Here is a 14,358-nt window from a genome sequence, read left to right on the forward strand (position 1 = left end):
TCGACTACACCTACAAATGGGGAACGCAGAACGGCGACACCGCGCTTGAAAGCTCCTCCGAATTGCAAGCCGTTTTCCGGGAGCACAACCTCGCTACCACCGGGGCCGAACCTTCCGACACCAGCGACGGCAGCGCTGCCGCGACACCCCCTTCCGATGCCGCCGCCAGCGATAGCAGTTCGACTGTGACTGCCCCATCCCATGACGCCACCGGCGACAACACTTCGACTGCGACTGCCCCTTCCCATGACGCCACCGGCGATATCAGTTCGACTGCTACGGCCCCTTCCGACGCCACCGCCAGCGATAGCAGTTCGACTGCGACTGCCCCTTCCCATGACGCCACCGGCGATATCAGTTCGACTGCCACGGCCCCTTCCCATGACGCCACCGGCGATAGCAGTTCGACTGCCGCGGCCTCTTCCGAAGCCGCGACGGGCGATAGCAGTTCCACTGCAACTGTGCCTTCCACTGCCACCGCTGCCGATAATAGCTCTACTGTGGCCGCCTCCGACTCCAAGACCAGCCATGGCACTTCTACTGCGACTGCTACCGCCATCGCCCCTTCCGACGCCAGCACTAGCGATAGTAATTCTGCTGGAGCTGCGACTTCCCACCGCACGGCCAGTCACGGAAAGGCCACCAGTGATGCCTCCCATGCAAGTGCAAGCACCGACGAAATGGCGGGCCATAGCGGCAACGACACCTCCCATGTCGACACTGGCGGCAACAAGATGGACGATTTGGGCAGCGGCGTTGACCGGGTGCTGGCTGTGTTGAGCCATGCTCTTTCTGCCGGCTCGGAGTTTCTCGCCACCAACAATCACTCCGACAGAACGGCAACCAACCTGACCGGCCATGGGTTCGCCCAGACCGTCCAGAGCGGTGAAAATGTCGGGGCCCAGGCAAAGAACGGCGCCGCCGCCGAGATCATGTCGGGTCACGGAGGCAACGATGCCTTCGACTTCAGCAAGCTTCAGGACAAGCTCCACCTCGATCAAGCCGCTCTTGCCGAGCTTAAGTCGGGCGGGCTTTCATTGCATGCGTCTCCTGCTGGTACGGCCACGGATGATGGTTCCCACCACATCATCGTTGACAGCTCAACCGGGTCGCTCTCTCTCGACAGCGACGCGGTCGGCGGCGCAGCTCAAGCGCAGCTCGCCACCCATCTCCCGTGGCAGCATCACTCTTTGATCTGAAAACCGGAGCGGCGGACCTTCAACTCGAGCGTGTCCGCCGCTCCGTCTTTGTCTATTGCGCCACTGAAGGCCGCGTTATCGCCAATGCGAATTTCGGATTCGCCACACCCTAAGCAGTCTCGGCAATTTTCAGCACGGCGTCGATCTCGGCCATCACCGCTGCCGGCAGCGGCCCTTTTTCCAGCGCACCGAGATTGTCCTCGACCTGCTCGGGCCGCGTGAAGCCGGGAACCGGCAGGGCGATTGCCGACTTGGCGAGGATCCAGCCGAGCGCGCCCTGCGCAAGCGTGCGTCCGCCCGAGGTGAGCAGGTCGCGGATTGCCGAGAGCCTTGACAGATAATGCGGGTTGGCGGCGCCATCCCTGAAAAATACCATCCATTCGGCATTGCCGCCGCGCACATCGTTGGTGGGCAGCCGCATGGCCGGCGTGTATTTGCCGGTGAGCAACCCCATTGCCAGCGGCAGCCGGCTGAACGAGACGAGGTTCTCGCGCGCCGCAACGGCCATCAGCCCGTTCGCCGGGGTAAACACATTGAAGTCGTTCTCTACGGCGACGAAGCCCTCGCGCGGCGCGTAGGCGGCAAGCCGTTCGCGGTGATCGGTGCTCCAGCCGAAGCCGCCGATCTTGCCCTCCTGGCGCAACAGGCCGAGCGTATCGAACACCTCGCCGGCGCGCTCGATCGGATACTCGTTGATATGTAGCAGCACGACGTCGATACAATCGCGCTGCAGGCGCTGCCGCGAATTGTCGATCGATGCCCGGATCGCCGCGGCAGAGGCATCCTCGGGAGCAATCTTGCGCGTTTCGGGATCGCCGAAATAGCCGACCTTGGTGACGATGACGGCTTCGTCCTTACCCTTCAACGCTCGCCCGAGGATCAGTTCGGCATTGCCGGCGCCATAAGCGGCCGCCGTGTCGAACACCCGCGCGCCGATCTCATAGGCCATCGCCAGCGCGGCTTGCGACCTGATGTCGTCGACCTCGCCATAGGTTGTCGCCGTGTCACGCCAACGCGCGGGGCCACCCGCCGCCCAGGTGCCGATGCCAATGCGCGGTACCGAGCGGCCATCCCAAAGCTCAATCATCTGCATGCCCGGTTCCTCAACGACGCAGGCTGGCGTGGCGGGCACGTTCGCGTATCTCTTCGCGAGAAATGCCGGCATCCGCCAGTGTGCTGTCCCGGGCCTGCCTCAAGCTCGCAAGCGTCTGGCGATAGACAATCCAGCGGGCGAAACGGTGTCGAAGTTCATCCAACATGATCGTCTCCTTTGGCGTGGAGAATGCCCGCGCGCCTGGGTTTGTCGAAAGCGCAAAGCATCGGCGCGAAGCGCATGCGCGATCGAAAAGATTGCGGTGGCTTCTTAGCCAGCCGAGGCGCTTGTCACTTTCCCGCCAAGCAAGATTGTCCAACGCGTCCAACGCCTGCATACTTGCGCATGATGCCCGCTTCGCGCTACAGCCACGGTCGCAAGGAGTTTTTCATTTCTGCAAAATGGATATCGGCTGGGACGATCTAAGGTTGTTTCTCGACGTTGCGCGGCTGGGTGGCTTGAGCGCAGCGACGGGAACCACGCGCCTCAGCGCAGCCACCCTTGGACGACGCGTCACCGCGCTGGAAAAGCAGATCGGCGAACCTCTGTTCGTGCGCCAGCAGACCGGCTACCGGCTGACCCCGGTCGGCGAAGAACTGCTGCGGCGCGCCGAAGACGTCGAGGCAGCAATGCAGTCGCTGACCCGCTGGCGCGAGGGAAACCTGCCCGACCGCATTGTCCGCGTCTCGGCCGGGCCATGGACGTCGGCCTTCGTTTCCGCCCATATTGGCGAGATCTGGACGGTCGATGACGGCATAAGGGTGGAGCTTGTCACCACGACCGAGCGGGTCGACATCGGCCGCCGTGCCGCCGACATCGGCATCCGCAGCGAGCGTCCGACCGAGCAGTGGCTGGCCGGCCGTCAGAGCGGCAAAGTCGCTCACGCCATTTATTCCGGACGTCACCTGATCAACGGCATCGCCGCTGGATTGTTCGTCGGCGTCACCGGCGAAGGCGCAAACGTTGCATCGGCGCGCTGGCTGCAAGCCCATCACGGCGACCGCATCGCCGTACGCGGCAACAACACCCATGCGGTGCGTGAACTGGTGGCCGCCGGCGCCGGCCTTTCGGTCTTTCCGTGCTTCGTCGGTGACAGCGATCCGCGGCTGGTTCGCGTCGCTCAACCTATCCCCGAGCTCGAAACCGACCAATGGATCGTCACCCATCACGAGGAACGTCACTCCCCGCCGGTACGAAAGGTCGCCGACCGGATTGCCGCCTTGGTGCGGGCGCACCAGCCGCTGTTTCGCGGCGAGACGCCGATCCGGTAAACCTCAGGCGTCGATCGGCCGCCAGTGGATCAAGAATCAGATATTTTGTGGGCCGGACGATGTGCCCGCCGTTGAGGACGCCGGAGTGAGGCGCGCTGCTCGTCGAGATCCTTGCCTTGGGCGAAGAGAGCGGTATAAACCGATCAGCACCGGGCCGCCTATCCGGTCACTCGTCCTCCTGCCGGCTCATAGCCGTATGCTTCGCCCTTACGCACCACGCGACCGATGCCCGGCCAGCCAAGGTGCGCGCCGGCGATCCACGTCCCCCGCCTTGGCCGCGTCACTGAAAACCTTCAGGCGGGTTGCGCGCGCCGTCGGCTGATCGTCGTCATGGCCCCAACTGAACGCGGGATTGCCGAACTGCAAGGCCGGCACATGAACGACGTCCCCGAAGAATAGGAAACGGTCCTCGTCCGTGTCGAACGCGTAGCCGGTATGACCGGGAGCATGACCCGGCAGGGCGACCGCCCTCAATCGCTCACCCACCAGATCGCCATTCTCGACAGGCTTCAGCAGGGGCCGGAACTGCGCAAGGTGGGCGTAAGCGAAAAAGCTCCCAACAGCCGCCTCGGGAATTACGATCGCCGTCAAGTTTGGAAAGAGCACTCGGCTGTCGGGGTCAAAAGTCCGTGCACATGATCCTCAGCAGTTCGCCTTCACGTGTTCTTCCTGAAGTTTGAATCGATGCAGTATATGATTTCGGAAGCAGCTCTGCATTTCCACAAACGACCCAAACCCGAGACGCGATGCAAGTCGGGACACGGTCGCGGGTGATACATGGCATCGGCGCGCGATTGCGGCGGCATTTTCGAAAGCCACGTAATCCGGCTCCGCAAATATCACCCGGGCGACAGCCTCCGACTTCTCCGGAAGTGTCAGTTCCCTTTTGGCAATCAGCGCTTTGAGCTCGTCAAGCGATGGCGCTCGTCGGTTGTCAACTGATACGCGCTGTCGACCGCATGTCCGTGAGGGATAAGATGAGCCCACAGACATAGTTCTCAACCTTTAACTATCTTCATGAAGATATCGAACTCGGCATCCACAATCGGAACCGTGTGCTCGTAACCGGGATATCTGCCTGAATCGACGTCTGCCTTGTAGTCCTTAAAGGCAGCGACGCGCTCGTCCTGAATCTTCTCCAGCTCAGGGCCAAGGTTTCGATAAACTTTTCCGTGTCGCGGCTTATGGTTCTTGCCGTAACCGCAAACGTCTTCTGTGAAGAGGTACTGCGCATCGGCATATTTGCCAGCGCCCATGCCTAGCATGACAAGCGAGGAGTTTTCGGTGAGGAATTTCGCGACGCGATCTGGGACGACTTCCAGCTCCGCGCCGAAGACTCCTATTTGCTCCAGCTTTTGGGTGTGTCGCCAAATGCGCACTGCTTCGTCCGCGGTCTTGCCGACTGCGCGCCAACCCGTCCAGGTGATATAAGACGGCACTAGGCCGATATGGCCAACGATAGGAATGTAGTTGTCGCATAACGTCTTCTGGATGTCGTATGACGCCGCACAATAAAAGGCGTCGCCGCCTGTGCCGGCAAAGTGGAACGCTGCACGCAGATAGTCCTCCGCTGTTGCGAGCGGGCGGCCCGCGAAACTCCCATAGCTGCCATATGGCAAACCGACTTGTACGAAACAATCGCCGGCTGCTTGGCGCATTTCCGGATCGAAATATCGACCTTCGATGGAGAGCATATGGATGCCGGCGGCGGCTGCGGCAGCCGCCTCATCCGGGGTGCTGACGAAGAGCATGGAGATTTTCTGTCCGCTCTTCTTCATCTTGCGGATGTCCTCGACATGAGGACGGTTGTGATACATGCCCATAATCAGCCTCCGCAGGGGATCAGGCAGTCAAACAGCGCCTTGGCGATGAATGGCCAATTCATTTCGGCGCGCCAAGTAATCGGGCGGTCGCGCCAGAGCATCTCGGCGCAGGCTGCAAGCTGGAACGGCTGGTCCATATGGCTCAGATCTCGATCATGACGCGGCCATTTTCGACCTTCGTCTTGTACGTCTTGAGATTCTCGCAAGCGGGCGGGGTCTCTACGTCCCCAGTCGTGAAGTCGAAAACGGATGCGTGTTTAGGACACTCCACTGTATTCCCCATTACGAGACCGTCAGCGAGGTGAATACTCTCGTGCGTGCAAAGCCCGTCGGTGCAGAAAAATTCGTCCGCATCATTTCGAAAGATCGCAAAGGTGCGACCGCCATGATCGAAGCGCTTGGCTTCCTCGGCTTCGATGTCGGCGGCGGCACAGGCGTCGATCCAAGGCATGGAAACCTTCCTTCAGATGGCTTGCGGTTTGTAGTCGGCGGGGGCGGACGGCATGACCCCCTGCAGTAGCGCCACGGACTTTTCGAGTCCCTCCAGAGAGTTCAGGAGCACGTCCTCATGCTCGATGGAAAGCCAGCCGTCATAGCCGGCCATCTTGAGGCGATAGCAGAATTGCCGCCACCACTCCTCGCCATGGCCGAAGCCAAGCGTGATGTAGCTCCATGACCGGGCTGGAAGATCCATCAGGCTGCCATTCTCGAGCAGAGATGTCGTCGCCTGCACTGGTGCGTTGAGCATCGTGTCCTTGGCATGAACGTGATATACCGCCTCGCCCAAAGATTGAGCCGCCGCCAGCGGGTCGGCACCCATCCAGAACAGATGCGAAGGGTCCAGATTCGCCCCCACGACGGGTCCGACCGCCTGTCGCAACTTCAGAAGCGAGGGCACGTTGAAGACACACTGGTTGCCGTGGAGTTCAAGCGCGATGCGCTCCACGCCGTTCTCTTCAGCCAACGCCACGATCTCGGTCCAGAAGGGAATCAGCTTCTCTTCCCACTGGTATTTCAAAATGGCCTGTGTTTCCGGCGGCCACGACGAGACGACCCAGTTGGGCATTGTATCTGCAGCGTTGCCGGCCGGGAGGCCGCTCATGGTGCAGACCGTCCGGATGCCCATTTCGCCCGCGACGCGAATAGTGGTTTTCAGCCCTTCGCCCTGGGCCGGGTCGGTCGGGTGCAGCGGATTGCCGTTTGCGTTGAGGCTGATGATTTCTAGCCCGCGCGCCTCGAACGCGCCAACGAAGCGCTTCTGGCCTTCCCTGTTGCCCAGCATGGACGAAAGCCGAAAATGCGGCGCGGTGGACCAGCCACAGGTGTTCACCTCGACGCCGGAGACACCCATGCGCTTCGCATGATCCAGCATCGTTTCGAAGGGCAGGTTGCCGAGGCTGTCTGAAACGAAACCCAGCTTCACGCGTAAAACTCCGGCTTTGCGATCATTTGGACGGGTACGCGGCGGCCCTCGTGCAACGCCTTCACGCCCGCCTCGGCAACGACGGCGGCGCAATAACCGTCCCAGCAATTCGCAGCGGTTGCCGGGAACTCACCAGTCATGGCGAAGCGTAGGAAGTCGCGGTTCTGCCGACGGTAGGCATCGGCATAGCGGGTCCGCCAGTCGGAGTCGTAGCTCGTGCTCTGTGTAAGCGCAGAATCGATGCGAGTGTAGGCGACGTTGTTCATCGCAACGGTGCCCCGCTCGCCGATCAGCTCGGCACGGACATCGTAACCATAGGCGGCATTGTTGTTGATCTCGATGTTGACGAGTTGGCCATCGACCGTCTCCAGCACCATGAAGACAGGCGCGACCCGGGCATCTGAGCGCTTCGGCTGGAAGGCCGAAATCGACGCATATTCCGTCGAGAGCACATAGCGCACGACATCGAACTCGTGTGGAGCCGAATTGGTGATAGCCATTGCGCCGGTGAAATCTGCAGCCGGCGTTTCGACATTCCGGTGAAAATTGTGCATCATCAGGGGCCGGCCAAGGCGGCCGTCTGCGAGCGCCCGCTTAATCTCTTCGTAGGAGCGATCGTAGCGCCGCATGAAACCAAGCTGGACGAATTTCGCGCCCGACTTCTGTTCGGCCTCCATCACCGCGATACAGTCAGCGGACGCTTGTGAGAGGGGCTTTTCGCACAACACACGCTTGCCGGCGGCAATACAGGCCTTCGACAGCGGCGCATGCGTGGTATCGGGACTCGCCACGATGATTGCGTCCACGTCCTTCCGCGCGGCAACATCTTCTGGATCGGTGGAGATGTCGGGCGCACCAAAGGTGTCGGCAACAGTGCGGGCACGCGCCTCATCCATGTCGCACACCAGCTGAAGGCTTGCTCCGGGAAGGTCTTCCGCCACTATCCTGGCGTGGTCGGCGCCCATCACACCGGCACCGATCACTGCGATCCGTATTGTCATATTTCTTCTGCTTTGTTCGACGTGAAGAGGCTGGTGGCGCCAAGGGTCATCAGGGCCGGTCGAAGGCAGAGGTTTCCCGAGGAAAACGATCGGGCCGCCCGCCCATCCAGCTCGAGAGGCGGCGCATTTTCATTGTGATCATGCATGCAATTCATGCTCGATTTCCGCCTCGAGGTCAGCCATGGTTTCACCGCCGGCCATCAGGTCGGTGATCTCCTCGCGGGTTTTCTCGCGCTTCCGGAAATCGGCGGCGATCGCACCGCGAATGAGGACGGCGAAATGGTCTCCCACCGCCATCGCGTGCATCACCTGGTGGGTGATGAAGATGACCGCGAGACCGCGCCGCTTGGCTTCATTGACGATGCGCAGCACGTGAGCTGCCTGCTTGACGCCGAGCGCTGCCGTCGGCTCATCGAGGATCAGAACGCGAGCGCCGAAATGCACGGCGCGGGCAATGGCCAAAGACTGGCGTTCCCCGCCTGACAGGCCACCAACAAGCCGGTCACCGTCGTCGATACGCGTGATGCCGAAATCCCGCACCGCTTTCACCGCGATCTCGTTGGCGCGCTTGCGGTCGTAGATCTTGAACGGACCCCAACCCTTTGTCGGCTCCAATCCAACGAAGAAGGAGCGGCCGATGCTCATTAAGGGGAACGTTCCGCCGAACTGGTGCACGGTGGCAATGCCCCGCTCCTGCGCAGCGCTCGGACGGTCGAAGCTGACCGCCTTTCCGTCCATCAGGATCTCGCCGCTGGTCGGCTTGTGGACGCCTGCCAACACCTTGATGAGAGTGGACTTTCCGGCGCCGTTGTCGCCGAGGAGACACAAGACCTCACCCCGGCGAATTTGCAGCGAGATGTTATGCAACACGTCGATCGGGCCGAAAGACTTGTTGACATTTTTCAGTTCGAGAATGGCAGGTTTTTCGCTCATAATTGTCGCATCTTTCGTCCTTCCAAGCAGTCGCTGATCGCAACTGCAGCCGCATCGCTCAGTGCTGTATGGGTGCCCTCGGCACGCTTTGTTTCGAACCTCGCCGGTAAGACAGAGCCAGTTCCCGGAATGCCTGATTCATCAGCACCGCCGTCAAAAGCATCACGCCGATGATCAGGTTCGACCAGTTCCGGTCGATCTGGGTGAAGTAGATGCCTTGGCTGACAATGGCGAACGTGATGGTGCCGACGAAGATGCCGATGACCGAGCCGAACCCTCCCGTGAGCAGCACGCCGCCGACCACCACGGACACGATTGCGTTGAAGATGAAGTTCATTCCGCCGGAAACCTGGGCCGAGTTGAACAGGATCGCCTGGCACATGCCAACGAATGTGGCGCTGACGGCGGACAGCACGAACAGTGCGATGGTCATGCGGTTTGTCGGAATGCCTGCATTGCGGGCGCTGACGCGATCGCCGCCCATTGCAAACAGCCAGTTGCCAAAGCGGGTCTTGTGCAGCACGAAGCCAATAATGACAGCGAACACTACCCACCAGACGATGATGACCTGGTGGCTTCCACCGATAAGCTGTCCGAACAGGAATTTGGCCCATTCGGGCGCGGTGACGGCAACGCTAGCGTTGCCAGTTAGCAACACGGACCCACTGAGCACCAAGCCCTGCATCGCAACCAGGGTGGCGAGCGTAATGATCAACGAAGGCACCGAGGTGCGGATCGTCAGCAAACCATTGACAAGGCCGACCGCCACACCGACCGCCAGGGCGCCGGCCATGCCCACCGCGATGGGCAGGTCATAGTAGCCGCTAAGGATGGCGGTGGTCATAGAGCCCGCGGGAATCAATGCGCCGATGGAGATGTCGAGTTCACCCGAGATCATCAGCAGACCGACCGGAATGGCGACAATGCCGAGATTGGCGGCGAAATTCACCCAGCTCGCCGCCCCAAGGAGTGTACCCAGGTCCACGCCACCGAAAAATACGAAGAACAGCACCACCCCGATCAGGCTGAGGATCGAGCCTGCTTCCGGGCGGCGCAACAAGGATTTGATTGCCTCAGTCATGGCGGTCCCTCAAACCTTCTTCGATGAGTAGCTGAGCGCCAGCTGCCGAAAGGTGTCGTTGGTGAGTACGGCGATCAGGAGAAGCGCGCCGATGATGACGCTTCCCATGTTGGGATCGATACTCGTGAAGTAGATGCCCTGGTTTACGATAGAGAAGGTGATCGTGCCGAACACGATACCTACGACCGAGCCAAATCCGCCGGTAAGCAGAACGCCCCCGATGACCACGCACATGATCGAATTGAAGATGAAGGACTGCCCAGCCAGAACCTGAGCGCTCTGGTAGACCATCACCTGGCTGACTCCGACGAACGCGGCGGAAAACCCCGAAAGCATGAATAGACCGATGGTAAGCCGCTTGGTGGGGATGCCCGCGTTGCGCGCGCTCTCCTTGTCGCCCCCGAGTGCATAGATCCAGTTGCCCACGGGCGAGATGTGGAGGAGCCACAGAAGGGCGGCGATGTAGACGAGCCACCAGAGAATCGTCACTTGGAACATGCCCCCGAGATATTGGCCGAGAAGCGTCTTCGTGAGTTCGTCGGGCACCAGCGAGACACCGGTGCTGCCGGCGATCATCACCGTAAGGCCCAGCGTCAGGCCCATTGTGCCGAACATCGTTCCTATTGTAATTATCAGGGACGGGATCGTGGTTCGTGTGACGAACACGCCGTTGATCAAGCCGATGGCAAGACCGAGCCCAAGGGCGGCCGTGATGCCGAGCCAATCAGGCAGGCCATAGTAGCCGGATATGATCGCGGCCGTTAGAGAGGCCGCGGGAATCACGGCGCCGACCGAGATGTCCAGCTCACCAGCGATCATCAGCAGCCCTATCGGCAGAGCGATGATGCCGATCTCGGAGGCGATGCTCAGCCAACTGGCCGTACCGGCTGCTGACAAAAAGCTACTGCCTCCGAATATGGCGAAGAACAGAAAGACTGCGACCATGCCCAGGAACGAGCCCGTCTCGGGCCGCCGCGCCAGACGACCCAGGGCCAGTCCAGAACGGCCGCGATTTGCCATCGGCGTTCGGGTGGATGTCACGGGATGTGCCGTCATGGGTAATCCGCGAGTTATCGAGCGCCAAAAATTGCGGTCGCTATGGAAGTAGAATGCACTGGCCGCCCGCCTCACAAGGCGGGCGGCCGTAAGGACACCTATCGCGCGCCGGCCTTCACGCCGGCAATGGTCAGCTCGACAGTGTTCTTGTCGATGATCCCAGGACCGGTGAGGATCTCGCGCGTCGGCACAGTCAGCCCGTAGTTTACCTTGCCATTCAAGATTGAGACGGCGAGGTAGCCTTGCCAGTAGCCCTGCTGGTCGATCGCGCAGGCCTGTTTTCCATCCTTGATGTTGTTCAGGATGGTCTCGTCAAAGTTGATGCCGCAGAGTTGAACCTGCCCGGCCTTGCCGGCCTGGGTAATACCGTTCATGGCCGAATTGGCGTCGACATTGCCGATGGTGAACACCGCGGTCACGGCTTGATGCTGCAGCAGATAGGCCTTCACCGCCTGCGCCACTGCTGTTGCCGAGCCGAAGGAGGTAGCTGGCAACGGCAACACATCGGCCTCGCCGCCGCCGTTCTTCATCCCTTCCCTAAAGCCACCACAGTAGGCCTCGATATTGGCCGCACCCGGCAGTGTGTTGATGCAGACGCCTTTCTTGTTGCCGGCCTTAGCGAGATACTCGCCGCCGGCGACGCCACCTTTGTAATCGTCCGAGCCGACATAGTTCATAGCGCCGAGGCGATCAGCCGCCTGCAAACCGCCGGCATTGTAGATAACAAGCGGAATGCCAGCGTCCACAACCGCCTTGAACGCCGGATCCATGGCTTCCGGCACCCAGTCCGGACCGACAATGGCGTCGGCCTTCTGGTCGATGGCTTGGCGGATCAGTTCGGCCGCGTCCACACCCAGATTGTCGTAGTTCTGCGGCCCGAGCCAGGTGACTTTACCACCTTGAGCTTCGACCACCTTACCGGCGTCTTCGGCACCACGCTTGACGATTGACCAGAATGGATCGTCCGGCTTGCCGCCGATAACGAAGATGTCGGCGGCGAGCGTGCTGCTGGTGCTGTACGCAGCCAGCACTGCTGTGGACACAAGTATCTTGAAAAGCTTCATAGTCTTCCTCCCGGTTTACCCGCCCCGCGGGGTTTCAACAAAAGCCTGGCTGCCCCGCACCCGCTCCTCTCGGGCTTAGTCGAGACAGCGTCTGATCGTCATTCCGCCGGCATTCCAGTGGCCGGGCCGCCGCGGGCTTCCTGCTGCGCGCGCAGCTTTTCTTTCTTTTTGCGGAAGCGCGCCTTCATAGCCTCGTCAGCTTCTTTGCTACCGTCGTGCCAAGTGCCAAAAAGCTTATCGAGAGGAACCAGACCGTCACCGCCGTAGTTCACCTCGAAATACTTGTGGTGCAGGTAGTGGACATAGGAATGGCTATCGAGCTTGATCTTGTCCGTGAGTTCGAAGGTCTCAAACCCAAGATGGCCATTCACCGCTCCGAAGCCGGCCCCATGCAGTGTGAAGTACGCGCAGACAGGGTTGGATGGGATCAGCAGGTGCAGCCAGGCTTCGGCATGGTAGAGGAACCCTTCCACCGGATGCATGGACAGCGACGACCACGGACTGGGGTTGATCGAGTTGTGGTGAACCGAGTGCACCCATTTGTAGAGCGGCGGCCAATGGATGGCGCGGTGCAGGAAGAAGAAATAGATCTCATGCACGGCCGGCGCGATGATGACGAGGAACGATAGGTAAAGCCAATTCGTCGTCCAGGGCAGCCAGACCGCCCAGCTATTAGCGTAGGCCCACAGCATCACGATTTCGACCACGGTCCACAGCGGTATAGTGATGAAAAACGACCGGCTGAAATTGTCGATATTCTGGCTCTGAAACCAGAAGACGTCGGACGGCGCGTCGGAGGGGAATTTTGGATTATACTTGAAGCGCGTCTCTTGCTTGCGCTGGATGTAATAGCGCAGCTCAAAGAACCCGTAGAAGAGAAAAATGCCCGCTGCGTTCAGGCCGTACAGCCAAAGGTAGTTGAGCAGCGAAAATGTTGCCAGGCTGTCCCAGCTCGGAATGAGCAAGTTGACCCAGATGATTGCCGTGGCCATGTGGAAGGTGTTCCAAGGCCACAGAAACTCGGGAAACCAAGCCAGTACCTTCTTGGCGTTGAACGGGCGATGCCAGATCGGCACCGGCTCGGCGCGGCGGTGCGGGACCCAGTTTCCGCGTTTGTCGCGCGTTCCATACTGAAGGTCATCCATCTTAATAGCCTCCTGACCGACCATCCAACCGGCCTTGGACCAGTTCGGGCTTCAATGCAGAGGCGATTCATATCGGAGGCTTGATATCGTCGGAACACAAAAATAGTATTTAGGTCGCATTCGTATCATTTAGTGTCAATCATGATGATACAGCAGCGGAGGATCAATGAGGCGGCCTACCATTCGCGACCTCGCTCAAGCCGCTGGCGTATCAGTGGCGACTGTGAACAGAATCCTCAGCGGGACGGTTTCCGTTCGCCCAAAGACCGTGCAACGAGTACAAAGCGCAGCCGAAGAAATCGGGTTCTATGGGATCGGGGCGATCGACGACCGGGCCAAGAAACTGTCGCCGCATCACCGATTTGGTTTCCTGCTGCAGCAATCGACCCGTGAACTCTACAAACTGTTCGGGAAGAAAATCATCGCAGCTTGTCGCGATCGTCGCGACGAAATTGTTGAGGCCGTCGTTGAGTTTGTGGATCTCCTGACACCGGAGACTATCTCTAGCCGACTCGTGGCGCTCGGCGACACCTGCGACGTAGTCGCGGTGATCGCACCAGATCACCCTATAATAGGACAGGCAATCCGTTCACTGAAGGAAATGGGGAAGCCCGTTGTTGCTTACATTACGGACCAATCCGCGCCGGAACGAGCGGCCTATGTGGGAACGGACAACTGGAAGCTGGGGCGTACGGCGGCATTCTTGATTGCGCAAACCACCCAAGGTCCGGGTCGCATTGCGGTTTTCATAGGAAATCACCGATATCAATGCCAAGACGTTTCAGATGCCAGCTTCCGTTCGTATTTGCGCGAACACGCTCCGCGGCTCACAGTGGAAGAAAGTCGCCCTACTCATGAGGAATCGAGCGAGGCTTACCGTATGGTGGCCGAACTCCTGAAGACGACTGAGGATCTCGTAGGAATTCTGATCGTGGGCGGCGGAATAACTGGAGTGCTCCGTGCGCTGCGAGAGATCCCTGCCGAAAGGCGGGCGGGCATCAAGCTGGTTTGCCGTGACATTGGCCCCGATACGCGAAAAGGCTTGTCCGAGGGAATGATCACTGCAGCTCTTTGTCATCCACTCGAGGCGACCTCGGCCCTCCTTGTGCAGACGATGATTGACGTGATTGGACCGCAAGCACCGGTCGCGACCCTTCAGCGGTCTATACCTTTTGAAATAGTCACGCCGGAAAACATCTGACGCATTTATCTCGGCGATGATTCAAGCGGTGCTTTGCGGATCGGGCTGGTCCGGCCAAGGCTGCCGAT

At 60.2% G+C, this 14,358-nt stretch carries 15 protein-coding genes and 2 pseudogenes; 3 read left to right on the forward strand and 14 right to left on the reverse strand.

Translation table 11 applies throughout. From position 1 onward, the window contains the following. Window positions 1-1,199 (forward strand): annotated as a pseudogene (locus NKH17_RS24485) (hypothetical protein); the annotation flags it as partial. A gap of 109 nt (window positions 1,200-1,308) precedes the next feature. Here NKH17_RS24485 and NKH17_RS24490 read toward each other — a convergent pair. Together NKH17_RS24490 and NKH17_RS24495 are read right to left on the reverse strand one after the other, a co-directional pair. After that, window positions 1,309-2,292 carry an aldo/keto reductase gene (locus tag NKH17_RS24490; RefSeq protein WP_352479332.1) on the reverse strand — a complete coding sequence of 328 codons (984 nt, stop codon included), beginning with the start codon at window positions 2,290-2,292 and terminating at the stop codon, window positions 1,309-1,311. 10 nt (window positions 2,293-2,302) lie between these two features. Beyond that, a complete protein-coding gene (locus NKH17_RS24495; protein WP_352901841.1) occupies window positions 2,303-2,458 on the reverse strand; it encodes a YjiS-like domain-containing protein in 156 nt (51 codons plus the stop codon). Window positions 2,459-2,693: 235 nt separating this feature from the next. Here NKH17_RS24495 and NKH17_RS24500 point away from each other — a divergent pair, with 235 nt between their 5' ends. Further along, the gene (locus NKH17_RS24500) at window positions 2,694-3,563 is read left to right on the forward strand and encodes a LysR family transcriptional regulator (protein WP_352972527.1); all 870 of its coding nucleotides are present in this window, start codon (window positions 2,694-2,696) and stop codon (window positions 3,561-3,563) included. Window positions 3,564-3,770: 207 nt separating this feature from the next. Here the strand turns inward: NKH17_RS24500 and NKH17_RS24505 are convergent, their stop codons facing one another. From NKH17_RS24505 to NKH17_RS24555, 12 genes and pseudogenes are all read right to left on the reverse strand, one after another. Then, complete coding sequence (locus tag NKH17_RS24505) at window positions 3,771-4,169, reverse strand: MBL fold metallo-hydrolase (RefSeq protein ID WP_352648295.1); 399 nt, start codon at window positions 4,167-4,169, stop codon at window positions 3,771-3,773. 36 nt (window positions 4,170-4,205) lie between these two features. Further along, a complete protein-coding gene (locus NKH17_RS24510; protein WP_352479336.1) occupies window positions 4,206-4,556 on the reverse strand; it encodes a MurR/RpiR family transcriptional regulator in 351 nt (116 codons plus the stop codon). 5 nt (window positions 4,557-4,561) lie between these two features. Further along, window positions 4,562-5,386, reverse strand: coding sequence for a 3-methyl-2-oxobutanoate hydroxymethyltransferase (locus NKH17_RS24515; protein WP_352901835.1), 825 nt, complete (start codon window positions 5,384-5,386; stop codon window positions 4,562-4,564). A 50-nt stretch (window positions 5,387-5,436) separates the two neighbouring features. After that, window positions 5,437-5,523: pseudogene (locus tag NKH17_RS33480) on the reverse strand (hydroxypyruvate isomerase); the annotation flags it as partial. A 5-nt stretch (window positions 5,524-5,528) separates the two neighbouring features. Continuing rightward, on the reverse strand, window positions 5,529-5,837 hold the full coding sequence (locus NKH17_RS24520; protein ID WP_352479338.1) for a MocE family 2Fe-2S type ferredoxin: 309 nt from the start codon (window positions 5,835-5,837) through the stop codon (window positions 5,529-5,531). Between the two features lie 12 nt (window positions 5,838-5,849). After that, window positions 5,850-6,809, reverse strand: coding sequence for a sugar phosphate isomerase/epimerase family protein (locus tag NKH17_RS24525; protein WP_352479339.1), 960 nt, complete (start codon window positions 6,807-6,809; stop codon window positions 5,850-5,852). Then, entirely contained in the window at window positions 6,806-7,810 is a 1,005-nt protein-coding gene (locus tag NKH17_RS24530; RefSeq protein ID WP_352479340.1) for a Gfo/Idh/MocA family oxidoreductase, read from the reverse strand. The genes NKH17_RS24525 and NKH17_RS24530 overlap by 4 nt, the downstream gene beginning before the upstream one ends. A gap of 138 nt (window positions 7,811-7,948) precedes the next feature. Continuing rightward, entirely contained in the window at window positions 7,949-8,743 is a 795-nt protein-coding gene (locus NKH17_RS24535; RefSeq protein ID WP_352479341.1) for an ATP-binding cassette domain-containing protein, read from the reverse strand. A 58-nt stretch (window positions 8,744-8,801) separates the two neighbouring features. Further along, the gene (locus NKH17_RS24540; protein ID WP_352901830.1) at window positions 8,802-9,824 is read right to left on the reverse strand and encodes an ABC transporter permease; all 1,023 of its coding nucleotides are present in this window, start codon (window positions 9,822-9,824) and stop codon (window positions 8,802-8,804) included. A gap of 9 nt (window positions 9,825-9,833) precedes the next feature. Beyond that, window positions 9,834-10,844: an ABC transporter permease gene (locus tag NKH17_RS24545; protein WP_352972588.1), complete on the reverse strand. Its 1,011-nt coding sequence runs from the start codon at window positions 10,842-10,844 to the stop codon at window positions 9,834-9,836. 134 nt (window positions 10,845-10,978) lie between these two features. Continuing rightward, the gene (locus tag NKH17_RS24550; protein WP_352509023.1) at window positions 10,979-11,944 is read right to left on the reverse strand and encodes a sugar ABC transporter substrate-binding protein; all 966 of its coding nucleotides are present in this window, start codon (window positions 11,942-11,944) and stop codon (window positions 10,979-10,981) included. 98 nt (window positions 11,945-12,042) lie between these two features. Continuing rightward, window positions 12,043-13,089 (reverse strand): sterol desaturase family protein, encoded by a 1,047-nt coding sequence (locus tag NKH17_RS24555; RefSeq protein WP_352901854.1) that lies wholly within the window; start codon window positions 13,087-13,089, stop codon window positions 12,043-12,045. 166 nt (window positions 13,090-13,255) lie between these two features. Between NKH17_RS24555 and NKH17_RS24560 the strand changes: the two genes are divergently transcribed. Further along, window positions 13,256-14,290, forward strand: a complete 1,035-nt coding sequence (locus NKH17_RS24560) for a LacI family DNA-binding transcriptional regulator (RefSeq protein WP_352479344.1) — start codon at window positions 13,256-13,258, stop codon at window positions 14,288-14,290. The last annotated feature ends 68 nt before the right edge of the window (window positions 14,291-14,358 follow it).

The organism is Mesorhizobium sp. M1334 (assembly GCF_040317995.1).
Taxonomy (GTDB): Bacteria; Pseudomonadota; Alphaproteobacteria; order Rhizobiales; family Rhizobiaceae; genus Mesorhizobium.